Raw genomic sequence first — 22,212 nt, 5'->3', positions numbered from 1 at the left:
CTCCACTACATCATTTCTTCCGCTGCGTGGCCAGCGATCGGCTGGGCCTCTTACCACCATTTGGGCGGTGTGAAGCGGCCAGCCGCCTGTTCGATGACATGCGCCGTCTTGAACAGCGTTTCCTCCTCGAACGGCTTGCCGATGAGCTGCAGGCCTAGCGGAAGGCCCTTGCGATCAAGCCCACCCGGCACCGCAATTCCCGGCAGCCCCGCCATGTTCACGGTAACGGTGAAGATGTCGTTCAAGTACATCTTCACCGGATCGGCTGCGAGATCCTCATCCGCTATTCCGAAGGCCGAGGACGGCGTCGCGGGCGTCAGGATCGCGTCGACGCCTGCATTGAAAACGACCTCAAAGTCGCGTTTGATCAGCGTCCGGACCTTCTGTGCGCGCAGATAATAGGCGTCGTAGTAGCCGGCGGAGAGCACGTAGGTCCCGATCATGATGCGGCGCTTGACTTCCTGGCCGAAGCCGGCAGCGCGCGTCTTCTCATACATGTCGATGATATCCTTGCCGTCGACGCGCAGGCCGTAGCGGACACCGTCATAGCGCGCGAGGTTCGACGACGCCTCGGCGGGCGCGACGATATAATAGGCCGGCAGCGCGTATTTCGTGTGCGGCAGCGAGATGTCGACGATCTCGGCACCGGCGTCCTTCAGCCAGGCAATGCCCTGCTGCCAGAGCGCCTCGATTTCCTCCGGCATGCCGTCGACGCGGTATTCCTTCGGGATGCCGATCCTCATGCCCTTGATCGACTGGCCGATCGACGCCTCATAATCCGGCACGGGCAAGTCGACGGAGGTCGTATCCTTCGGATCGATGCTGGCCATCGACTTCAAGAGGATCGCCGCATCGCGCACGTCGCGCGCGATCGGGCCGGCCTGGTCGAGCGAGGAGGCAAAGGCGACGACGCCCCAGCGCGAGCAGCGGCCATAGGTCGGTTTGATGCCGACAGTACCGGTGAAGGCGGCCGGCTGGCGGATCGAGCCGCCGGTATCCGTTGCCGTCGCACCGGCGCAGAGATGGGCCGCGACCGCAGCCGCCGAACCGCCGGAAGAACCGCCCGGCACGAGGTCAAGGTTGGAACCCTTGGCGCGCCACGGGTTCTTGACCGGTCCGTAGTAGGACGTCTCGTTGGAAGAGCCCATGGCGAACTCGTCCATGTTGAGCTTGCCGAGCATCACGGCGCCGTCGTTCCAGAGGTTCTGGGTGACCGTCGATTCGTAGCGCGGCTCGAAACCGTCAAGAATATGGCTACAGGCCTGCGTGTGAACGCCCTCGGTACCGAAGAGATCCTTGATGCCGAGCGGAATGCCTTCCAGGGCACCGGCTTTTCCGGCCGCGATACGGGCATCGGAAGCCTTCGCCATCTCGCGGGCCTTTTCCGGCGTCACGGCGACATAAGCGTTGATCGTGTCGTTGGCCGCCTCGATCGCGGCGATGTAAGCATCCGTCAATTCGACCGCCGTGATTTCCTTGGAGGAAAGCTTCGCGCGGGCTTCGGCAATCGTGAGGCTTGTAAGTTCGGTCATGATGTAATCGGGCTTTCGCAATCGGAAACGTCGGGGCGGGACGCGGTTTCTTACTCGACCACTTTCGGGACGACGAAGAAGTTGCGGTCCGAATTCGGTGCATTGGCGACAACGTCAGCCGCCTTGCCGCCGTCGGCGACGGTGTCTGCGCGCTTCTTCATGTTCATCGGCGTTACCGAAGTCATCGGCTCGACGCCGTCGACATTCACTTCGGACAGTTGCTCGACGAAGCCGAGAATGCCATTGAGCTCGCTCATCATCCGCGCGGCTTCCTCTTCGCTGACGGCGATGCGGGCAAGGCGCGCGACACGCTTCACGGTGGCAAGGTCTACGGACATGATCGTCTCCGGTATCTCAAAGTTTCCCCCGCTATAAAGACGAGTTGCACAACGTGCAACGGGCGAATGTCACCGACAGGCTTCGCGCCAGGCACCATTGCTCTTTAGAGAGTGACAATCCCACCGACTTCCGGCGTTGCCACCAGCGTCGAGGCGCCATCCATGCCGGCGACGAAGGTCTGCGGCGTCTGGTCGACGATCGGAAACGAACCATAGTGGCAGGGGATGGCAGTATTGAACTTGAAATAGCGCTGGCACGCGAGAGCGGCCACGGCGCCGCCCATCGTGAAGCGGTCGCCGATCGGCACGATGCCGATGTCCGGTTCGTGCAGTTCGTGGATCAGCGCCATATCCGAGAAAATATCCGTGTCGCCCATATGATAGAGCGTCGGTTCGTCCTCGAAGTGGAGCACGAGGCCGCCGGCGCTGCCGAGCGAATGGGAAACGCCATCTTCGGTGATCTGAGCCGAGGAATGAACCGCGTTGACGAATGTTGCGGAAAAGCCGTCAAGCTGGATCGTGCCGCCGGTATTGCCCGGCTCCATCTTCGACACGCCCTGCCGCCCGAGCCACATGCAAAGGTCGAAGTTGCCAAGCACCGTGGCCCCCGTTTCCTTGGCAATCGCGACGGTGTCGCCGACATGATCGCCGTGGCCATGCGTGAGCAGGATATGGGTGAGCCCCGCGGTTGCCGCCTTGCGTTCGCTTTCACGGAACGCCGGGTTTCCGGTGAAGAAGGGATCGATCAGGATTTTGGCTTTCGCCGTCTCGATGTGGAAGGCGGAATGGCCGAGCCATTTGATCTTCATGATGTTCTCCTTGGATCACGGTAAGTTTGAGCGAGCAACCGAACCTGACGGCGTTGTCGTGCTTAAAGAGTTAGGGCGAACCGCGTTGATGATTTATGTGTCGGAGCAGCATATGGATCAGACGACACAAGTGGAAAGATCGAATCGGGAAATCCCATGGCAATTCTTACGATCGAAGAACTGGCAGCGCGTTTGCCGCCCAACCAGGCGATTGCCGGGCTCGACCTCGGCACGAAGACGATCGGGCTGTCGGTCTCCGATCTCGGACGGCGCTTCGCGACACCGCGCGACGTGATCCGGCGCGTCAAGTTCGGCGTCGATGCGCAGGCGCTTCTCTCCGTGGCGGAAAAAGAAAAGGTCGCAGCCTTTATCATCGGCCTGCCCGTCAATATGGACGGGACCGAGGGGCCGCGCTGTCAGGCCACGCGCGCCTTCGCCAGAAATATGGGAGAGAAAACCGATATCCCCTTTGTCCTCTGGGACGAGCGGCTTTCGACGGTCGCCGCGGAGCGGGTGCTGATCGAGATGGACGTATCCCGGAAGAAGCGAGCCGGGCGCATCGACTCCGCCGCCGCTTCCTTCATTCTTCAGGGGGCGCTCGACAGGTTGGCGTCGCTCGCAAACGCCTCCCGCGATTGAGCTGCGCCGCGCGTGCCGAAACGACGTCGGTACCAGGCAAGGATCTCACGGCGTTTCCTGAGCGCGACCAGCGCAAATACGATGGCGCTATCCACCACCATTGCCCGCGCGACGAGCGGCGGAATGGTTTCGGGCGGAATTCCGAGCACGTGGCCGTAGACCTGGAAAACCAGGTCATGCGCCTGACGCGTCAACATGAAGACGCCGAAGCTCATGTCGTAATAGGAAAGACCATACCAGCCGGTCAGCAGTGTAACCGGGGCGCCCCAAAAGATCAGGAGCCACTTCATACGCTCGCCCTTTCCGGAATCCGCCGGCGGAGCAGCGGATAGAGCGCTCTCTCGACCAGCACGAACGCCAGAAGAGCGGCCGCAAGCACCCCGATGTCGAGCGCCAGGCCGGCAAAAAAAATCATCATGATGATCAACAAACCAGTTCTCATCGAACCGCTCCGTTCTCGATTTCCTGCCCCACTCTCCACCCTTGGGCACGCGCCTGCAACGTAAACCATTTGTTAAGGTTAACATTCACAAGCGAAGTTCGGCTTGCGACTAGCCATGGTGCGAACTATGCGTAGGCCCTCCCCTGTGCATGGACCCGTCATGACCGTCATCTTCGAGAGCATTCTGCCCATCTTCCTGCTCGTGCTTCTTGGAGTCTGGCTTCGACGGTCGAAGCTTATCGATCAGGGGCTGTGGATCGGGCTCGAGCAGTTCGGGTACTATCTTCTTTTCCCCGCGCTGCTTTTCTCGACCTTGGCCGAGGCGGACTTCACCGGAATGAAGGCAGACGCAACGGCGATTGCGACCATCGGCAGCGTTACAGCGATGTCGGCCGCACTCCTTCTGAGCTGGCCACTCCTGCGCAGCCGGCAGATCTCCGGCGCCGCCTTCACCTCGATCTTTCAGACCGCGACGCGTTGGAACGCCTTCATCGCGCTGGCCGTTGCGCAAAAGCTCTACGGTGCGATCGGTCTCAGCCTGACCGCGCTGGTGATGACACTGATCATCATCCCGATCAATTTCTACAATGTCGCCGTGCTCGTCTGGTTCGGCGGCGGCGGTCGCGGTCTAGGTTTCTTCTTCGTGAAGATCATCACCAATCCTTTGATCATTTCGTCGGCGCTTGGGATATTGTTCAACATCACCGGCATCGAACTCTACGCACCGGTGATGACGGCGATCGACATGCTGGCGACGGCCTCACTTAGTCTCGGCCTGATCATGGTTGGTGCCGGTCTCAAGATCGCCGACGCATTGAGGCCGAGCAGCGCCGCAATACTGGCGGTCGCGCTCAAGCTAATCGTCATGCCGGCTTTCATGGTCGGAGCCAGTGCGCTGCTCGGCATCCGCGGCGATGCGCTGCTGGTGATAGCGCTGGGAGCGGCCGTTCCGACAGCCATGAACGGCTATCTTCTCGCCAAGCAGATGGGGGGAGATGCAGAACTCTATGCTGCGGTCGCAACGGTTCAGACAGCGTTATCGTTTTTCACGATACCGCTCGTCCTTTCCGCCACCGGTTACGTCGCGGCCGGATAGAGCAGATCGAGCACATAGCCCGAATCGAAGCGCGAATCGAGCATGCCGTAAGTGGAGCGCCAACCCGCCGCGAGACGCGACTCGAGGAAGGCGTCGGCGATGCGCCCGGCACCGAGCCGATAAAGTTCGGCAGCAGCAGCGGCAAGCGCGAGCTGTTCGACCAGCATGCGGGCCGCACCTTCGTCGCGCTCGCAGAGCGACATGGCGGCGCGAAGGACATCGATCGTCTTTCGGCCGGCGGGACCGAGATCACGGTTGAAGACACCGAAGAGCTGTTCGAACAATTCCTTGCGGCGCCCGAGCACGCGCAGAACGTCAAGCGCCATGACGTTGCCGGATCCCTCCCAAATGGCATTGACCGGCGCCTCGCGATAGTGCCGGGCGAGTGCCCGCTCCTCGACGTAGCCGTTGCCGCCGAGACATTCCATCGCCTCGTAGATCAGGGCGGGCGCGATCTTGCAGCACCAGTATTTCGCGACCGGCGTCATGATGCGGGCATAGGCGGCATCCTCGGCGCTGCCGTGGGCCTTGTCAAAGGCATCGGCAAGACGGAACGACAGTGCGCTCGCCGCGGCGACGTCGAGCGCCATGTCGGCCAGAACACGCGTCATCATCGGCTGGCTGACCAGCGCCTTTCCAAAAACCTTGCGGCCGCGGGTATGGTGCACGGCTTCGGCGAGCGAAGCCCGCATCATGCCCGCCGAAGCAAGCGCACAGTCGAGCCGTGTCAATGTCACCATGTCGAGGATGGTGCGGATGCCGGCGTCGGGCGTTCCAAGGACGAAGCCGAACGTGTCGGAAAACTCCACCTCCGACGAAGCATTGGAGCGATTGCCGAGCTTGTCCTTCAGGCGCTGGAAGCGCAGACCGTTGGCGGAACCATCCTCGAGCAGCCTCGGTACCAGGAAGCAGCCGAGCCCGTCGCGCGTCTGCGCGAGCATCACGAAAGCATCGCTCATCGGCGCCGACATGAACCACTTGTGGCCGTTCAGACGGTAGATGCCCTCCCCGACGCGCTCGGCTGTCGAAGTGTTTGCGCGCACGTCGGTCCCGCCCTGCTTCTCCGTCATGCCCATGCCGATGGTAACGGCAGTCTTCTGCATCCATGGGCGGTTGGAGGAGTCATATTTGCGCGAGAGGATCTTCGGCGCCCATTCCTTCTGGACTGCCGGAGACGCGGTGATGGCCGCAACCGACGCGCTCGTCATCGTCAGCGGGCAGAGATGGCCGCATTCAAGCTGTGCCGTCAGATAGAAGCGGATCGCCCTCGCCTTGTGCGAGCGCCCTCTTTCATCCGCCAGGTTCTCCCATGCGGACGAATGCAGACCCGTCGTCATCGACCGGCGCATCAGCGCATGCCAGGCCGGATGGAAGTCGACGACATCGAGACGCTCGCCGCGAGGTCCGTGGGTCTTCAGTTTCGGCACGCCCTCATTGGCCATGCGCGCCAGTTCCTGCGCTTCCGGCGAGGTGACGTACCGTCCGAGCACGTCGAATTCGTCGCGCAACGTCTTCGGCATGCTCGACGTGATATCGACGACGAGAGGATCGGAGCGATAGGCGTTGACACCGGACCAGGGTTTTGGCTGGTTCAGCTCGGCGAGTTTCTGTTCAGTCCGGTTCATCTGATTCATGGGCCGGTTCTAGCGCAAGTTTCGTGGGTGCGAAACAGGCGCGCCCTGAGGCTCACGCAAGTTTTCTGCGGAAGGGGTAGTGCGCCGCTTGCCCGGCCCGGGACCACGCTTTATAGAGCGAGCCAAACTACAGCGCCGCGCGCCTCATCAGACGCGCAAAGGTCGCTGTAGCATTTTGAGTTGCTGCGTGTCTTTTTCCCTAAATCGATATCGATTTAAGGAGACATGCAGTAGAGAGTGCAAGGGCGGCTCATGATCACTTTCCCGCATCGCCACCTGCTCGGCATCAAAGGGCTCACGGAACAGGATATCACGCTCCTGCTCGATCGCGCCGACGAAGCCGTCAAGATCTCCCGGCAGAGGGAGAAGAAGACCTCCTCGCTGCGCGGGCTGACGCAGATCAATCTCTTCTTCGAAGCCTCCACCCGGACGCAATCTTCGTTCGAACTGGCGGGCAAGCGTCTCGGTGCCGACGTCATGAACATGTCGGTGGGCAATTCCTCGGTAAAGAAGGGCGAGACGCTGATCGACACGGCGATGACGCTGAACGCGATGCATCCCGACGTGCTGGTCGTGCGCCATTCATCGGCCGGCGCGGCGGCTCTGCTCGCTCAGAAAGTCTCCTGCTCGGTCGTCAACGCAGGCGACGGTCAGCACGAACATCCGACCCAAGCGCTCCTCGACGCGCTGACGATCCGCCGCGCCAAAGGCAAGCTCTCGCGGATCATCGTCGCAATCTGCGGCGATGTGCTGCATTCGCGTGTCGCCCGGTCCAACATTCTGCTGCTCAACGAGATGGGAGCGCGCGTGCGCGTCGTCGCGCCGGCAACACTGCTTCCCGCCGGCATCGCGCAGATGGGTGTCGAGGTCTATCATTCCATGGCGGAAGGCCTGAAGGACGCGGACGTAGTGATGATGCTGCGGCTCCAGCGCGAGCGCATGACCGGCTCTTTCGTGCCCTCGGTGCGCGAATATTTCCACTATTACGGCCTCGACGCTGAAAAGCTGAAGGGGGCCAAGGACGATGCGCTGGTGATGCACCCGGGGCCGATGAATCGCGGCGTCGAGATCGCTTCCGAGGTCGCCGACGGTCCGCAGAGCGTCATCGAGCAACAGGTCGAGATGGGTGTTGCCGTGCGCATGGCGGTGATGGAAACGCTACTCCTTTCGCAGAACCAGGGGCCGCGCCTATGACCAGACCACTCGTTCTGAAAAACCTGCGCGTTATCGACCCTTCGCGCAATCTCGACGAAACGGGCACGATCATCGTCGGCAGCGACGGCCGCATCCTTGCAGCCGGTAGCGACGCCCAGAACCAGGGCGCACCGGATGGTGCCTTCGTGAAGGATTGCGGGGGCCTTGCGGCTGTCCCGGGCCTCGTCGATGCGCGCGTCTTCGTCGGCGAGCCCGGAAGCGAGCATCGCGAGACGATCGAATCCGCCGCGCGGGCCGCGGCGACGGGTGGTGTTACGTCGTTCATCGCCATGCCGGACACCGATCCCGTCATCGACGAAATCGCCCTGGTGGAATTCGTACAGAAGACGGCGCGCGACAAGGCGCTCGTCAATGTCCACCCGGCTGCAGCCCTCACCAAGGGATTGCTCGGCGAAGAAATGACCGAAATCGGACTGCTTCGCGACGCGGGCGCTGTCTGCTTCACCAACGGCCGGCAACCGGTTCACGACACGCTCGTGTTGCGCCGCGCGATGACGTACGCGCGCGAATTCGGAGCGGTCATCGCGCTCGAGACCCGCGACAAATATCTTGGCGCCAACGGCGTCATGAACGAAGGCCTGCTCGCAAGCTGGCTCGGCCTCGCAGGGGTGCCGCGCGAAGCGGAAATCATTCCGCTCGAACGCGACCTTCGCATCGCCGGATTGACCAGGGCCGCTTACCACGCCGCCGAGATTTCCGTACCGGAATCGGCCGATGCCGTGCGCGTCGCGCGGGAGCGCGGCACCAACGTCACCTGCGGCATCTCGGTCAATCATCTGACGCTGAACGAGAACGATATCGGCGAATATCGGACCTTCTTCAAGTTGTCGCCTCCGTTGCGCGGCGAAGATGACCGCGTCGCAATGACAGAGGCGCTTGCCAACGGGACCATCGACATCATCGTATCGTCGCACGATCCGCAGGATGTCGACACCAAGCGCCTGCCCTTCTCCGACGCGGCTGACGGTGCGATCGGCCTCGAAACCCTCGCGGCGGCTGCCCTTCGGCTCTACCACAGCGGCCAGGTACCGCTGATGCGCCTGATCGATGCGATGTCGACGCGCCCGGCCGCGATCTTCGGCCTCGATGCAGGCACGCTGAAACCAGGCGCGAGAGCCGACATTACCGTTCTCGACCTGGAAGAGCCTTGGGTCCTCTACGAGAAGGCGCTGGTTTCCCGCTCGAAGAACACGCCTTTTGAAAATGCCCGCTTTACCGGACGGGTCGTCCAAACCTATGTTGCGGGCAAGCTAGTGCATTCGGCGTAAACCGGAACTGTTAGGCGGGGGAGGAACCGGTGGAGATATTTTCCTGGCAGCTGGGGCTGCCCGCGACACTCGCGTGTCTCGTCTTCGGCTATCTTCTGGGGTCGATCCCGTTCGGCCTCGTTCTCACCCGCATGGCAGGCGTCGGCGATGTTCGCAAGATCGGTTCGGGCAACATCGGCGCGACGAATGTGCTTCGGACCGGCAACAAGAAGCTCGCTGCGGCAACCCTGCTCCTCGATGCTCTCAAAGGCACTGCCGCCGCCGTCGTCGCCTCTCTTTGGGGTATTGAGGCCGGTATTGCCGCCGGCCTTGCGGCTTTCCTCGGGCATCTTTATCCAATCTGGCTATCGTTCAAGGGCGGCAAGGGCGTCGCAACCTACATCGGCGTGTTGCTGGGCCTTGCACCGGTCATGGTGGTCGTCTTTGGCGCAATATGGCTCACCATGGCCAAGGTCACGCGTTACTCGTCGCTCAGCGCCCTCACTGCGACCGCTATCGTGCCGCTCGTGCTTTATGCCACCGGATATGGAAAAGTGGCGCTGCTGTTCGCAATCATGACCGTCATCACCTGGATCAAACACCGTGCGAACATCCAGCGGTTGCTCAGCGGCACGGAAAGCCGGATCGGAGAAAAGGGGTGATGTTGAACGTCAGCGCCCAACAAAGAGGAATCGCGCTGACGGAACGGCAGAAAATCGCCTGGCTGCGGCTCATTCGCAGCGACAATGTCGGACCTGCCACCTTCCGAGACCTCATCAACCACTTCGGCACCGCAGAGGCCGCTCTTGAAGCACTGCCCGAACTTTCCCGGCGCGGCGGCTCGGAACGTGCATTTCGCATTGCGACGGCGGCAGATGCGGAACGCGAGCTCGAGGCGGCGCACCGGTTCGGCGCCGTTTTTGTCGGGATCGGCGAGCCGAACTATCCGCCAGCGTTGAGAGAGATCGACGGTGCTCCGCCGCTGCTTGCCATGAAGGGTCATATCCAAGCGGCAACGCGCCCCTCCCTCGGCATCGTCGGTTCGCGCAATGCCTCGGTGAGCGGAGCGAAGTTCGCCGCCATGATCGCACGCGATGTGGCGGCCGCAGGCTATGTCATCACCTCGGGGCTCGCCCGTGGCATCGACACGGCCGCCCACCGCGCAAGTCTCCAGACCGGCACGATCGCAGCGCTTGCCGGCGGCCTCGACCGGCCCTATCCGCCGGAGAATATCGGGCTGTTGCAGGAGATGACATCCGGCGAAGGACTGGCGATCAGCGAAATGCCATTCGGCTGGGAACCGCGCGCGCGTGATTTTCCGCGGCGAAACCGGCTCATCGCCGGCGTCAGCCTTGGCGTTACCATCGTCGAGGCGGCCAACCGCTCCGGCTCACTGATCACCGCCCGTTACGCGGCCGACTTCGGCAGGCTGGTCTTCGCGGTCCCCGGATCGCCACTCGATCCGCGCTGCCACGGCATGAACGACCTCTTGAAGCAGGGCGCAACCGTCACGACCTCTTCGGCGGACGTTCTGGAAGCGCTCGCGCCGCTCACGCGAGACGACCTCCTGACCCGCCTGGACATTAAGGAGCCGACGATCGAGAATACGCGCACGCCACCTGCGGCGCCCGATGACAGCGAGCGCAACCGCATCGTCGAAGCGCTTGGGCCAACGCCGGTCGAAATCGACGACATCATCCGCCACACCGCGCTCTCCGCCTCCCAGGTCCATCTCGTGCTGCTGGAACTGGATCTCGCAGGCCAGCTTTGCCGGCACGGCGCCAGCCTGGTGTCTCTTGCTCCCAAGGAGTGACGTGCCAGAAGGCAGGCCACGCGCCATCGGGGCATATGCAAACTTCCAGGGCGAAAACGACCTTCGGTTGCGGAATTTCGGATATTGCCGCTTGGTTGCAGTCCATGGCGATGTTGCTATTTTCAATGAAACCCCTTGACCGCGCCCGAATCCCTGTCCATTTCGTGGCGTCAACATCCGGCGCGCAGCATTTGCGCTTTGCCAAAAGAGATTGTCTCAGAGAATGACGATGAATGTTGTAGTGGTGGAATCGCCTTCCAAGGCCAAGACGATCAACAAGTACCTGGGCCCCGGCTACAAGGTGCTTGCTTCGTTCGGCCACGTGCGGGACCTGCCCGCCAAGGATGGCTCCGTCCGCCCGGATGAAGACTTCGAGATGTCCTGGGAGGTCGACGGCGCCTCGGCGAAACGCATGAAGGATATCGCCGATGCCGTGAAATCGTCCGATGGATTGATTCTCGCGACCGACCCGGATCGCGAGGGCGAGGCAATCTCCTGGCACGTGCTGGACCTTCTGAAGAAGAAGAAGGTCATCGGTGACAAGCCGGTGAAGCGCGTTGTCTTCAACGCGATCACGAAAAAGGCCGTGCTCGACGCCATGGCCGACCCTCGTGACATCGACATCTCGCTGGTCGACGCCTATCTCGCCAGAAGGGCGCTCGACTATCTCGTCGGTTTCAATCTCTCCCCCGTCCTCTGGCGCAAGTTGCCGGGCGCGCGCTCGGCCGGCCGGGTGCAATCGGTAGCGCTGCGTCTCGTCTGCGATCGCGAAGCCGAAATCGAGCGCTTCGTCACCGAGGAATACTGGAACCTCTCGGCGCTCCTGAAGACGCCGCGCGGCGATGAATTCGAGGCGCGGCTCGTTTCCGCCGATGGCAAGCGGCTGCAGCCGAGAGCGATCGGCAACGGCGACGAGGCCAACCGGCTGAAAGCGCTGCTCGATGGCGCGACCTATGTCGTCGACAGCGTCGAGGCAAAGCCGGTCAAGCGCAATCCGGCGCCACCCTTCACCACCTCGACACTGCAGCAGGCAGCCTCCTCCAAGCTCGGCTTCTCGGCCTCACGCACGATGCAGGTGGCGCAGAAACTCTACGAAGGCGTCGATATCGGCGGCGAGACCGTCGGTCTCATCACCTATATGCGTACCGATGGTGTACAGATGGCGCCGGAAGCGATCGACGCCGCGCGCCGGGCGATCGGCAGCCAGTTCGGTGAACGATATTTGCCGGAGAAACCCCGCTTCTATTCCACCAAGGCGAAGAACGCCCAGGAAGCGCACGAGGCCATCCGCCCGACGGATTTCAACCGCACGCCCGACCAGGTGCGCCGCTTCCTCGACGGCGATATGCTGAAGCTTTACGATCTCGTCTGGAAGCGTGGTATCGCGAGCCAGATGGCTTCGGCAGAAATCGAGCGGACCACCGCCGAGATCACTGCTGACAACGGCGGCAAGAAGGCCGGCCTCAGGGCCACCGGTTCGGTCATCCGTTTCGACGGCTTCATCGCCGCCTACACCGACATGAAGGAAGATGGTGAGCAGCCCGATGACGGCGACGAGGACGGTCGGCTGCCGGAGATAAACGCGCGAGAAAATCTCGCCAAGCAGAAGATCAACGCCACCCAGCACTTCACCGAGCCGCCGCCGCGCTACTCGGAAGCGACACTGATCAAGAAGATGGAAGAACTCGGCATCGGCCGCCCTTCGACCTATGCCGCAACGGTCACGACGCTCATTGACCGCGACTATGTGACGACCGACAAGCGCAAGCTGGTGCCTGAGGCCAAGGGCCGTCTCGTGACAGCGTTCCTGGAGAGCTTCTTCACGCGCTATGTGGAATATGATTTCACCGCGTCGCTGGAGGAAAAGCTCGACCAGATTTCCGCCGGCGAGCTCAACTGGAAGGACGTCCTTCGCGAGTTCTGGAGAGACTTCTTCTCGCAGGTCGAAGACACCAAGGAACTGCGCGTCACCAACGTGCTCGACGCCCTCAACGAGGAACTGGCGCCGCTCGTCTTCCCGAAACGCGAAGATGGCAGCGACCCGCGTATCTGCCAGGTCTGCGGAACGGGAAAACTTTCGCTGAAGCTCGGTAAATACGGCGCGTTCGTCGGCTGCTCCAACTATCCGGAGTGCAACTACACGCGCCAGCTTTCCTCCGAAACCAACGGCGACGCGGAAGCCTCGGTGTCGAACGAGCCGCTGAGCCTCGGCAAGGATCCGCATACCGGCGAGGAAATCACGCTCCGCAGCGGCCGTTTCGGACCCTACGTCCAGCGCGGTGATGGCAAGGAAGCAAAGCGCTCAAGCCTGCCGAAGGGCTGGACGCCGGCATCGATCGACCATGAAAAGGCCATTGCGCTGCTGTCGCTGCCGCGCGATATCGGCGCGCATCCGGAAACCGGCAAGATGATCTCCACCGGGCTCGGCCGCTATGGACCCTTCGTGCTTCACAACGGCACCTACGCCAATCTGGATTCGATTGAGGATGTTTTTGCGATCGGGCTCAACCGCGCGGTTTCGGTGCTCGCAGACAAGGAGTCGAAGGGCGCCAACGGCTCCCGTGGACGCACGGCCGCGACCGCGCTCAAGGAACTTGGAGAGCACCCAGACGGCGGCCCGATCACCGTGCGCGACGGGCGGTTTGGCCCCTATGTTAACTGGGGCAAGGTCAATGCGACGTTGCCGAAGGGCAAGGATCCGCAATCCGTGACCGTGGAAGAGGCACTGGCGCTCATTGCCGAACGCGCGGCCAAGGGCGGTCCAACGAAAGGCAAGGCGTCCAAAGCGAAATCAACGGCGGCAAGGGCCACCAAGACTGCCTCGAACGGCGCGGCAAAGGCCGCCAAGCCGAAGACCGCCGCGAAGGCGAAATCGAAAACGGCCGCGAAGGCCAAGAAGGACTGACGTTGACCAGAATCCCGCGCGACCCGACGCAACGGCCCGGAAAGGGCGCAGGCAAGAAGAACGGCCGCGCGGCCAAGACGGCACCTGCCGCCGAAAAGGAAACGATCATTCACGGCGCGGTTCCGCCTCGCGATGTGCTGATGCGTTTCATCGCCGAGAACCCGCAACAGGCGTCGAAGCGGGAAATCGCGAAGGCCTTCGGTTTGAAGGGGGAGGCACGCGTCGAGCTGAAGGCGCTGCTGCGCTCGCTCGAGGAAGACGGGCTGGTCGAAAAGAAGCGCAAATCGCTCGTCCGTCCGGGTGCCCTGCCCCCTGTCACAGTGCTCGACATCACGATACGCGACATTGATGGCGAATTGATCGGCCGGCCGGCGGAGTGGCTGGATGACGACGGCGTTGCGCCCGCGGTTCTTATCAAGCAATCCGCGGTCGGGAAGGCAAAGGGCAAGGCGCCGGTCGGCGGCCTCGGCGATCGCGTGCTTGCCAAGATATTCCCCTCGAAGGACCGCGGCGGCCCTGCCTATACGGCTCGCATCATCAAGATTCTCGACAAGCGCAAGGATGCCGTGCTCGGTGTCTTTCGATCCACGCCCGGCGGTGGTGGGCGGCTGATGCCGATCGACAAGCGCGGTGAAGAGGTTTTGGTCGACCCGGACTTCACCGGCGACGCTCAGGACGGCGATCTCGTGGAGGTGCACCTTGCCCGCCTCGGACGCTACGGCCTGCCGCGTGCCCAGGTGCAGAACGTCATCGGCTCCGTGGCGTCGGAGAAGGCGATCTCGATGATCGCCATCCATGCGCATGGAATACCCTACGTCTTTTCCGAGCGTGTGCTGAAAGAAGCCGAGGCAGCGCGCCCCGCGACGATGGAACACCGCGAGGACTGGCGGTCGCTGCCGCTGATCACCATCGACCCCGCCGATGCCAAGGACCACGACGACGCCGTTTACGCCGAGCCGGATCCCTCACCCGACAATCCGGGCGGTGTGATCGTCACCGTCGCGATTGCCGACGTCTCCTGGTATGTCCAGCCGAAGTCTGCGCTTGATCTAGAAGCATTGAAGCGCGGGAATTCGGTCTATTTTCCCGACCGTGTCGTACCGATGCTGCCCGAGCGCATTTCAAACGATCTTTGCTCGCTGAAGGAAGGCGTCGACCGCCCCGCAATCGCTGTCCGGATGCGCTTTTCGAAAGAGGGCCGCAAGGCCGGACACACATTCCACCGCATCATGATGCGCAGCGCAGCCAAGCTTTCCTACAACCAGGCTCAGGCTGCAATCGACGGGGCGCCGGACGAGAAGACCGGGCCGATCCTGGAAACGATCCTGAAGCCACTCTGGGAGGCCTATCGAATACTGACGCGCGGGCGCGACCGTCGCCAGCCGCTCGAGCTCAACATGCCGGAGCGCAAGATCATCCTGAAACCGGACGGCACCGTCGACCGCGTCTTCGTGCCGGAACGACTCGACGCGCACAAGCTGATCGAGGAAATGATGATCCAGGCCAATGTCGCGGCGGCAGAGACGTTGGAGCAGAAGCAGCAGGCACTCATCTATCGTGTTCACGATCAGCCGTCGCTCGCAAAGCAGGAGACGCTTCGCGAGTTCCTGGCGACGCTCGACATCTCGCTCGTCAAGGGCGGCAATATGCGTTCGAACCATTTCAACGGCGTGCTCTCGACGGCCGAGGGCAAACCCTACGAGACCATGGTCAATGAAATGGTGCTGCGCTCACAAAGCCAGGCGATCTACAGCCCGGAGAATATCGGCCATTTCGGCTTGAACCTGATGAAGTATGCCCACTTCACCTCTCCCATCCGGCGCTATGCGGATCTGGTCGTGCATCGCGCCTTGGTCACCGCGCTCGGCCTCGGCGCGGGCGGCACGACACCGCAGGAGGAAGGTACCCTTGACGACGTCGCCGCCGAGATTTCGACGTTCGAGCGGCGCGCAATGGCGGCCGAACGCGATACGATCGATCGGTTGATCGCGCATCACCTGAACGGACGCGTCGGTGAGGAATTCGACGGGCGCGTCTCCGGAGTCACGAGAGCGGGACTTTTTGTCACCCTCCCCGCCTATGGCGCCGACGGCTTTATCCCTATATCTACGCTCGGTCGCGACTACTACATCTATGACGAGGCCCATCAGGCCCTGTCCGGTGAAAAATCCGGACTTGGCTATCGCCTCGGTGATCCGGTGCGCGTCAAACTGGAAGAGGCCGTGCCGCTTGCCGGCGCGCTCCGCTTCGAGATGTTGAGCGAAGGGCGAAAGATGCCGACCGCAACACGCTCCTTCCACAAGGCCGGTCGCCGCGAGCGACCTGGCGCGGGCAAACGACCGGGAACGCGAGCACCGCGAGGCAGACGATAGCAGCCGACAGGAATGCGGTCGGACATGAAGGATATCGCTATGAAGGCAACGGCCACGGAAGAGCTACGGCTCGGGGGAATGCAGGACGGCGAACGTCCCGTCATGCGCTCGATCAAGCGCGGCTTTCTCAGCCGGTGCCCCGCCTGCGGCGAAGCGCGTCTTTTCCGCGCCTTCATCAAGTCGGTCGACGCCTGTGCCGTCTGCGGCGAGCGCATGGATCATCATCGCGCCGATGACTTCCCGCCTTACATCGTCGTCACGATCGTCGGTCACCTTGTGCTCGGGGGCTACATGATGACCGACCTCGTTTTTCCTCTTTCGACCTGGCAGCACCTGGCGATCTGGGCGCCGATCACGGTTGCCAGTTCTTTGGCACTGCTGCAGCCGGTCAAGGGTGCCGTCATCGGGCTGCAATGGGCCGTGAAGATGCATGGTTTCGGCGGCAAGGAGGATGCCCCGGAGGACGTTCTTCCGGCGCGAGACCCTTCGGCATGACGTCGGAGCGCATCAGCGGCAGGGCACCTTCGCCGCAATCCGAGGCTACAAAAAGCCGGCCCGTGAGGCCGCGAGACGCCGCTTCTATCATGCTCCTCGACCGCTCCGACGCGCGCGTGCGCGTGCTGATGGGCAGGCGGCACAGCGCCCATGCGTTCATGCCGAACCTCTATGTGTTTCCCGGCGGCAGACGCGACCCCTCCGACCACCGGCTGGCCTTTGCGGGCGATCTCCATCCGGCCGTTCTGCAGTCGCTGAAGTTGGCCGACGGGCGAGCGGTGACCGGTGCACGGGCGCGGGCGCTGGCGCTGGCGGGCCTGAGAGAACTCTACGAGGAGGCCGGCGTCCGTGTCGGCAAGCCGAGGCTTGAACCAAACGCCGAGCTTCCCTTCCTTCCCGATCTTGCAAACTTGCGCTATATGGCTCGGGCCATCACTCCTCCGGGATACCCGAGGCGGTTCGACACGCGTTTCTTCGCGGTTTTCGCGGATGAGGCTGACATCGATGCTTCGCTGATTCTGGAAAGCCGGGAGCTTCAGGATTTGCAGTGGATCGATGTGAACGATTTTCCGCCCCTCCAAATACCGGAGATCACCGCCATAATCCTTGCGGACCTGAGGAGCAGCCTCGAATCGGATCCCTCCCTTCCTCGTGAGAGGTCAGTGCCGTTCTACTTCACGCGCCGTGGGCGCTTCGTCCGCACGCTCCTCTAAGGGTTCTTTTCGAATGTCAAAGCCGCCGTCCGGTACGCCTGCACCGGTTGACGAAATTCACTGGCTTTCGCTGATTGCCGCCGTCGCCGCAATCACCGCGGTCGGCATTGCCATCGGCCTGGGGCTGCCGTTGCTCAGCATCATCATGGAGAAGCGCGGAATTCCGTCGACGCTGATCGGGTTCAATTCGGCAATGGCCGGCCTCGCCTCCATGGCAGCCGCCCCGTTCACGACGAAGTTCGCGCACCGCCATGGCGTCGCGCCAACAATGCTCCTGGCGATATTGTTTGCCGCCGCGAGCGCGCTCGGCTTTTACTACATCACCAATTTCTGGCTCTGGTTCCCCTTGCGCGTCGTCTTCCACGGCGCGATCACAGTCCTTTTCATCCTCTCTGAATTCTGGATCAATGCGACGGCGCCCCCCAACCGGCGGGGGTTCGTGCTCGGCATCTACGGCACCGTGCTGTCGCTCGGTTTCGCGAGCGGTCCCCTGCTCTTCTCGATTCTCGGTAGCGACGGGATATTGCCCTTCGCCGTTGGCGCCGGCGTGATTCTGCTCGCGGCCATACCGATCTTTCTGGCGCGCAATGAAAGTCCCGTGCTCGACGAGAAGCCCGAGCGCCATTTCATGCGCTATGTGTTCCTAGTACCCACGGCAACCGCCGCGGTGTTCATCTTCGGCGCCGTCGAATCGGGGGGCCTCTCGCTGTTTCCGATTTTCGGGACGCGGGCCGGCTTCACCGAATCGCAGGCAGCGCTGCTGTTGACGGTGATGGGCATCGGAAACTTCATTTTCCAGATTCCGCTCGGCATGCTGTCCGACCGAGTCAAGGATCGCCGCACGCTCCTTTCCGCGATGACGGTGATCGGCCTGATCGGCGCCCTGTGCCTGCCGATGCTGATCGAAAGCTGGATTCTGATGGCCCTTGTGCTGTTGTTCTGGGGCGGTTGCGTTTCAGGTCTCTACACAGTCGGCCTTAGCCATCTGGGTTCCCGGCTCCAGGGCGCTGACCTCGCCGCAGCGAATGCGGCCTTCGTTTTCTCCTACGCTGTCGGCACCGTTGCCGGCCCGCAGGTGATCGGAGCGGCAATGGATGTCACCGGCAACAGCGGTTTTGCCTGGGCGATCGCGGCGTTCTTCGGGCTTTATGTTGCGCTTTCAGTGGTCCGGATCGTTTTGAAACCAAAACGGCCTTGACTTTTCGGCCGCGATTTGTAGTTTCGCGCCAACCTTGACCGTGGCCCGCAACCGGTTGTCCACGGCTTTCATCTTTATAAAGGCAGGACGACCATGGCGAAAGCTACCACCATCAAGATCAAGCTTCTGTCGACAGCGGACACGGGTTTCTTCTACGTCACGACCAAGAACAGCCGTACGATGACGGAAAAGATGACGAAGACCAAGTACGATCCGGTCGCAAAGAAGCATGTCGAGTTCAAGGAAACGAAGATCAAGTAAGATCAGCGTTCCAGTCTGCTTTAAAGCGCCGGCCGCAAGGTCGGCGCTTTTTCTTTGATCTTGTTGTCTTCGACGAAGGCCTCAATGGTGCGCCTTTCCCGACGCTGGACAGCTCTATCTAGCTGAACCGAAACGAAAAACGCCGCCTCTTGCGAAGCGGCGTTTTGAAAGGGGGTCGGCTGACTTCCGACTGCGGCACGAGGAATCCGCGAACATCAGAGCCAGCCGACCGACCCCACGACCCAGGAGATGCGGCGGACCTGAGCATCATGGGGTAACCGATTGGTGACGGAAGTCATACTTCCATACGTATCAGCATTGCCTGAAAATAAAAAAAAATCAACGAATTCTTAATCGCCGAAACAAGGTTGCTCGGCGTTTGGTTAATTCTGTCTCATATTCGGACAACGCCGAATTTGCCGCTTATGGAAATGCTTTGCCCCAGCACCAGCGACCGAGCGGAGAATACAACTTTAAAGAAACTTAACAAGAGTCTGAAAAGAGCATTCTAATCGCGGTCGTGCGACCGTGTTACTTGCTGCATCAAGGTCAGGCGGCTGCCGCCACTACCCTGTTGCGGCCGTTGTTTTTTGCCTGATACAGCGCCATGTCGGCTCGCTTCAACAACGCTTCCGGGGTGTCGCCGTCCGCTCTCAGGCTGGAGATGCCAAGGGAGGCCGTGACGGAATGAAGCGTATCAGCCCGCGAAATGGGGAATGCACGGCTCTCAACCGCCAGACGAAGGCGCTCGGCGACGATTGCCGCCATTTCTGGCGTGGTGTCCGGCATGACGATCACGAACTCCTCGCCACCAAACCGGCACGCGAGATCGGCACCGCGGACGGTCGCTCGCACGCGGTTGGCAAACTCGCGCAACACTTCGTCGCCTGCGTCATGGCCGTAGGTATCGTTGACGTATTTGAAGCGATCGATATCGGTAATGCAGATGGAAAGCGGCCGACCGCGGGCAGCGGCGCGGTCCATCAACAGTTTCAGATGATTGTCCAGATAACGGCGATTGTGCAGACCCGTGAGATCGTCGGTGATCGCCAGTTCGATCGTCTGCTGGACGCTCGCCCGCAGCCGGTCATTGCAATGCTTGCGGCGAATCTGCGTCAGTGAGCGAGCCACGAGCTCATTGGGATCGACCGGGCGCATAACATAGTCCGTCACGCCAAGTTCGAGCGCCCGAACGACCATCTCGTCACGCCCCTGCTCGGTGACGAGCAGGATCGGGATGAAGCGTGTGCGCTCCAACGAGCGCAGCTGCGAGCACAAGCGCAACGGATCGTAGTCATCGAAGTTTGCGTTGACGATGACCAGATCGAAACTGCTTTCGGCCGCCTCGAACAAGGCAGCCTGGGGATCCGATATGACCGAAACGTCGGCGATTGGTTTCAGCGCGCGCACAAGCCGTTCCTGGGATGAGGCGCGTGCGTCCACCAGGAGGATGTTGCCCGGCTCGTCCGGGCGATCCGGCCGCGCAAGTTCCTGAAGGCCGATCGTGTGTGCCGTTTGCGCTCGCAGACGCAATTCATCGCTGACATTCTTCAGCCGCACCAGGCTTTTCACGCGCGACATCAGTTGCAGATCGTTGACTGGCTTTGTGAGGAAGTCGTCCGCTCCCGCCTTCAGCCCGCGCACGCGGTCGGACGGTTGATCGAGCGCGGTCACCATGACCACCGGAATATGCGCGGTACGGCTGTTTGCCTTCAACCTCTCGCAAACCTCGAATCCGTCCATGCCCGGCATCATGATGTCGAGCAGCACCAGGTCCACCGGCGTCCTTTCGCAGATCGCCAATGCCGATTGCCCGTCCCCGGCCGTCAAAACGTCGAAATACTCAGCCACCAGACGCGCCTCGAGGAGCTTCACATTGGCTGGTACGTCATCGACGACGAGGATACGTGCTGTCATCTCAATCTTCCCCGGCGCTCAGGCATCGCCCAAATAGGTCTTGATCGTTTCGATGAATTTCGGAACCGAAATCGGCTTGGAGACATAGGCTTCGCAACCGCCCTGACGTATACGCTCCTCATCGCCCTTCATTGCGAAGGCGGTCACCGCGATGACCGGAATGACATGGAGTTCATCGTCTTCCTTGAGCCATTTCGTGACTTCCAAGCCGGAAACCTCGGGCAACTGGATGTCCATCAGAATCAGATCGGGCCGGTGCTTGCGCGCAAGGTCGAGCGCCTCCATGCCGTTGCGCGTCTGGATCGTCTGGTAGCCAGAAGCCTCAATCAGGTCGCGGAAGAGCTTCATATTCAGCTCGTTGTCCTCAACAATCATCACCTGTTTGGGCATGTCGATACCTTGCTGTCCGCCGCCGCCTTGCAAGTCCATGAGATCACGTTGTGATCGATTCTCATAAGTGAGAGCGGGATGTGAGCGGAAAACCGCAAAAACTTTTCCTCAACCCGCTCTAGACATATAAGTTGCACAATCAACGACTCGGCCCATTTCCTCAGTCGCCAGGCTAGCGCTATTTGGTTGAAAAATAGGTAATTCCGGGGGCAACATGACGAGAGGTTCGACACCATGAAGAGTGCTGACGAAACGGCGATCGCCATCCTCGCCTGGCTCGCTGACGAACCGGAGCTTCTGTCCCGTTTCCTCGCCCTGACCGGCACCGACCCCGGTTCCCTGCGTAACGCAATCGGCGAGCCGGGTTTCATGGGCGGCTTGATCGCTTTCCTGATGGACCACGAACCGACGCTGATGGCCTTTTGCGCGGCGACGCAAACGCGGCCAGAAGAGGTGGTCCGGGCACACCACCTTCTCTCCGGTGGTTCGGATTTCGAGGATAGCTGAGCATGCCCGCCGACCGACCCGACGACGTCGTTCGTCTGGGGCACAGACCCCTGATCGTCAGCGATGTCGATGAGGTCGTCCTTGAATTCCTGACGCCCTTCAAGCTCTTCCTCGAAAGTCGTCGGCATAGGCTGCTGCCTCGTTCCTTCCGCTTGACAGGCAACATAGTCGACCTGCAAAACGGTGAGGCGGCGAGCGAAGCCGCTGTGAAGGCGCTGCTTGACGCCTTCTACGCCGCGCAGGAGCAGTGGCAGATACCGGCCGCGCTGGTGGTCAAGACGCTCGCGGAACTCTCCGCCGAGGCGGACATCGTGTTTCTGACGGCGATGCCACCACGCCACGCTGCCGTCCGGCGTGCGTTGCTCGACGCCCTCGGCCTCCCCTATCCGCTGTTCGCCTCCGAAGAGCCCAAAGGTCCGCTGGTCGAGCGACTGCACGGCGCCCGGAAGCTCCCGGTCGTCTTTATCGACGACATTCTGCGCAATCTCCACTCGGTGAGGGATTACGCACCTTCCTGCCTCCTCATAAACCTGATGGCAAACGCCGAGTTTCGCGCCCTCGCCCCGGTCCCGGATATTGGCATCCATACCGTTGCGGATTGGGCCGATGCAGCGCGCCTGATCCGCGCTCACTTCGGACGTTCGACGGCAAGCTGCTGAGTCAGCGCCGCGCCTTGAGCAGCCCTGTCG

The 22,212-nt window shown here is 61.7% G+C and carries 22 protein-coding genes; 14 read left to right on the top strand and 8 right to left on the bottom strand.

The annotated features are described in order from the left end of the window. Positions 1 to 50 precede the first annotated feature (50 nt). The 3 genes from gatA to QN224_RS06660 all read right to left on the bottom strand — a co-directional run bounded on the left by gatA (position 51) and on the right by QN224_RS06660 (position 2,679). Entirely contained in the window at positions 51 to 1,532 is a 1,482-nt protein-coding gene (gene gatA, locus QN224_RS06670) for an Asp-tRNA(Asn)/Glu-tRNA(Gln) amidotransferase subunit GatA (RefSeq protein ID WP_283975993.1), read from the bottom strand. A gap of 50 nt (positions 1,533 to 1,582) precedes the next feature. Beyond that, positions 1,583 to 1,870: an Asp-tRNA(Asn)/Glu-tRNA(Gln) amidotransferase subunit GatC gene (gene gatC / locus QN224_RS06665; protein ID WP_173512571.1), complete on the bottom strand. Its 288-nt coding sequence runs from the start codon at positions 1,868 to 1,870 to the stop codon at positions 1,583 to 1,585. 104 nt (positions 1,871 to 1,974) lie between these two features. After that, a complete protein-coding gene (locus QN224_RS06660; RefSeq protein ID WP_283975992.1) occupies positions 1,975 to 2,679 on the bottom strand; it encodes a metal-dependent hydrolase in 705 nt (234 codons plus the stop codon). Between the two features lie 156 nt (positions 2,680 to 2,835). Between QN224_RS06660 and ruvX the strand changes: the two genes are divergently transcribed. Continuing rightward, a complete protein-coding gene (ruvX, locus tag QN224_RS06655; RefSeq protein WP_283975991.1) occupies positions 2,836 to 3,318 on the top strand; it encodes a Holliday junction resolvase RuvX in 483 nt (160 codons plus the stop codon). Here ruvX and QN224_RS06650 read toward each other — a convergent pair. Further along, a complete protein-coding gene (locus QN224_RS06650) occupies positions 3,267 to 3,608 on the bottom strand; it encodes a DUF6105 family protein (RefSeq protein WP_283975990.1) in 342 nt (113 codons plus the stop codon). The genes ruvX and QN224_RS06650 overlap by 52 nt on opposite strands. After that, a complete protein-coding gene (locus QN224_RS06645; protein ID WP_283975989.1) occupies positions 3,605 to 3,760 on the bottom strand; it encodes a hypothetical protein in 156 nt (51 codons plus the stop codon). The genes QN224_RS06650 and QN224_RS06645 overlap by 4 nt, the downstream gene beginning before the upstream one ends. A gap of 160 nt (positions 3,761 to 3,920) precedes the next feature. Here QN224_RS06645 and QN224_RS06640 point away from each other — a divergent pair, with 160 nt between their 5' ends. Further along, positions 3,921 to 4,856 (top strand): AEC family transporter, encoded by a 936-nt coding sequence (locus tag QN224_RS06640; protein WP_173512566.1) that lies wholly within the window; start codon positions 3,921 to 3,923, stop codon positions 4,854 to 4,856. Here the strand turns inward: QN224_RS06640 and QN224_RS06635 are convergent. Next, a complete protein-coding gene (locus QN224_RS06635) occupies positions 4,838 to 6,490 on the bottom strand; it encodes an acyl-CoA dehydrogenase family protein (protein ID WP_173512565.1) in 1,653 nt (550 codons plus the stop codon). The two genes, QN224_RS06640 and QN224_RS06635, sit on opposite strands and share 19 nt — an antisense overlap. Positions 6,491 to 6,742: 252 nt before the next feature. On the opposite strand from QN224_RS06635, the gene QN224_RS06630 reads away from it, so the two are divergent. The 10 genes from QN224_RS06630 (at position 6,743) to rpmG (ending at position 18,709) form a co-directional block, all read left to right on the top strand. Next, complete coding sequence (locus QN224_RS06630) at positions 6,743 to 7,684, top strand: aspartate carbamoyltransferase catalytic subunit (protein WP_283975988.1); 942 nt, start codon at positions 6,743 to 6,745, stop codon at positions 7,682 to 7,684. Then, on the top strand, positions 7,681 to 8,973 hold the full coding sequence (locus tag QN224_RS06625; protein ID WP_283975987.1) for a dihydroorotase: 1,293 nt from the start codon (positions 7,681 to 7,683) through the stop codon (positions 8,971 to 8,973). The genes QN224_RS06630 and QN224_RS06625 overlap by 4 nt, the downstream gene beginning before the upstream one ends. Positions 8,974 to 9,002: 29 nt before the next feature. Then, complete coding sequence (gene plsY, locus QN224_RS06620) at positions 9,003 to 9,614, top strand: glycerol-3-phosphate 1-O-acyltransferase PlsY (protein ID WP_283975986.1); 612 nt, start codon at positions 9,003 to 9,005, stop codon at positions 9,612 to 9,614. Beyond that, positions 9,614 to 10,765 carry a DNA-processing protein DprA gene (dprA, locus tag QN224_RS06615; RefSeq protein ID WP_283975985.1) on the top strand — a complete coding sequence of 384 codons (1,152 nt, stop codon included), beginning with the start codon at positions 9,614 to 9,616 and terminating at the stop codon, positions 10,763 to 10,765. The genes plsY and dprA overlap by 1 nt, the downstream gene beginning before the upstream one ends. Positions 10,766 to 10,994: 229 nt before the next feature. Then, complete coding sequence (topA, locus tag QN224_RS06610; RefSeq protein ID WP_283976110.1) at positions 10,995 to 13,670, top strand: type I DNA topoisomerase; 2,676 nt, start codon at positions 10,995 to 10,997, stop codon at positions 13,668 to 13,670. Between the two features lie 2 nt (positions 13,671 to 13,672). Continuing rightward, complete coding sequence (rnr, locus tag QN224_RS06605) at positions 13,673 to 16,042, top strand: ribonuclease R (protein ID WP_283975984.1); 2,370 nt, start codon at positions 13,673 to 13,675, stop codon at positions 16,040 to 16,042. A 39-nt stretch (positions 16,043 to 16,081) separates the two neighbouring features. Next, positions 16,082 to 16,537, top strand: a complete 456-nt coding sequence (locus QN224_RS06600; protein WP_269284272.1) for a DUF983 domain-containing protein — start codon at positions 16,082 to 16,084, stop codon at positions 16,535 to 16,537. Then, on the top strand, positions 16,534 to 17,250 hold the full coding sequence (locus QN224_RS06595; RefSeq protein WP_283975983.1) for an NUDIX hydrolase: 717 nt from the start codon (positions 16,534 to 16,536) through the stop codon (positions 17,248 to 17,250). The genes QN224_RS06600 and QN224_RS06595 overlap by 4 nt, the downstream gene beginning before the upstream one ends. A gap of 13 nt (positions 17,251 to 17,263) precedes the next feature. Then, complete coding sequence (locus QN224_RS06590) at positions 17,264 to 18,448, top strand: MFS transporter (protein WP_173512558.1); 1,185 nt, start codon at positions 17,264 to 17,266, stop codon at positions 18,446 to 18,448. A 93-nt stretch (positions 18,449 to 18,541) separates the two neighbouring features. Beyond that, positions 18,542 to 18,709 (top strand): 50S ribosomal protein L33, encoded by a 168-nt coding sequence (gene rpmG, locus QN224_RS06585; RefSeq protein WP_006727600.1) that lies wholly within the window; start codon positions 18,542 to 18,544, stop codon positions 18,707 to 18,709. Between the two features lie 549 nt (positions 18,710 to 19,258). Here rpmG and QN224_RS06580 read toward each other — a convergent pair. After that, the gene (locus QN224_RS06580; protein WP_283975982.1) at positions 19,259 to 20,626 is read right to left on the bottom strand and encodes a PleD family two-component system response regulator; all 1,368 of its coding nucleotides are present in this window, start codon (positions 20,624 to 20,626) and stop codon (positions 19,259 to 19,261) included. Positions 20,627 to 20,644: 18 nt separating this feature from the next. Further along, positions 20,645 to 21,016: a response regulator gene (locus QN224_RS06575; RefSeq protein ID WP_283976109.1), complete on the bottom strand. Its 372-nt coding sequence runs from the start codon at positions 21,014 to 21,016 to the stop codon at positions 20,645 to 20,647. Positions 21,017 to 21,250: 234 nt separating this feature from the next. On the opposite strand from QN224_RS06575, the gene QN224_RS06570 reads away from it, so the two are divergent. Both QN224_RS06570 and QN224_RS06565 read left to right on the top strand, forming a co-directional pair. Continuing rightward, a complete protein-coding gene (locus QN224_RS06570) occupies positions 21,251 to 21,523 on the top strand; it encodes a DUF3572 domain-containing protein (protein ID WP_283975981.1) in 273 nt (90 codons plus the stop codon). 2 nt (positions 21,524 to 21,525) lie between these two features. Next, positions 21,526 to 22,182, top strand: a complete 657-nt coding sequence (locus QN224_RS06565; RefSeq protein WP_283975980.1) for a hypothetical protein — start codon at positions 21,526 to 21,528, stop codon at positions 22,180 to 22,182. Positions 22,183 to 22,212: the final 30 nt, after the last annotated feature.

The sequence above is a fragment of the Sinorhizobium sp. 7-81 genome, from assembly GCF_030124405.1.
In the GTDB taxonomy this organism is placed as follows: Bacteria; Pseudomonadota; Alphaproteobacteria; order Rhizobiales; family Rhizobiaceae; genus Sinorhizobium; species Sinorhizobium psoraleae.
The sequence above is the reverse complement of the archived record's forward strand: the minus strand, read 5'-3'. Positions and strand labels throughout refer to the sequence as shown.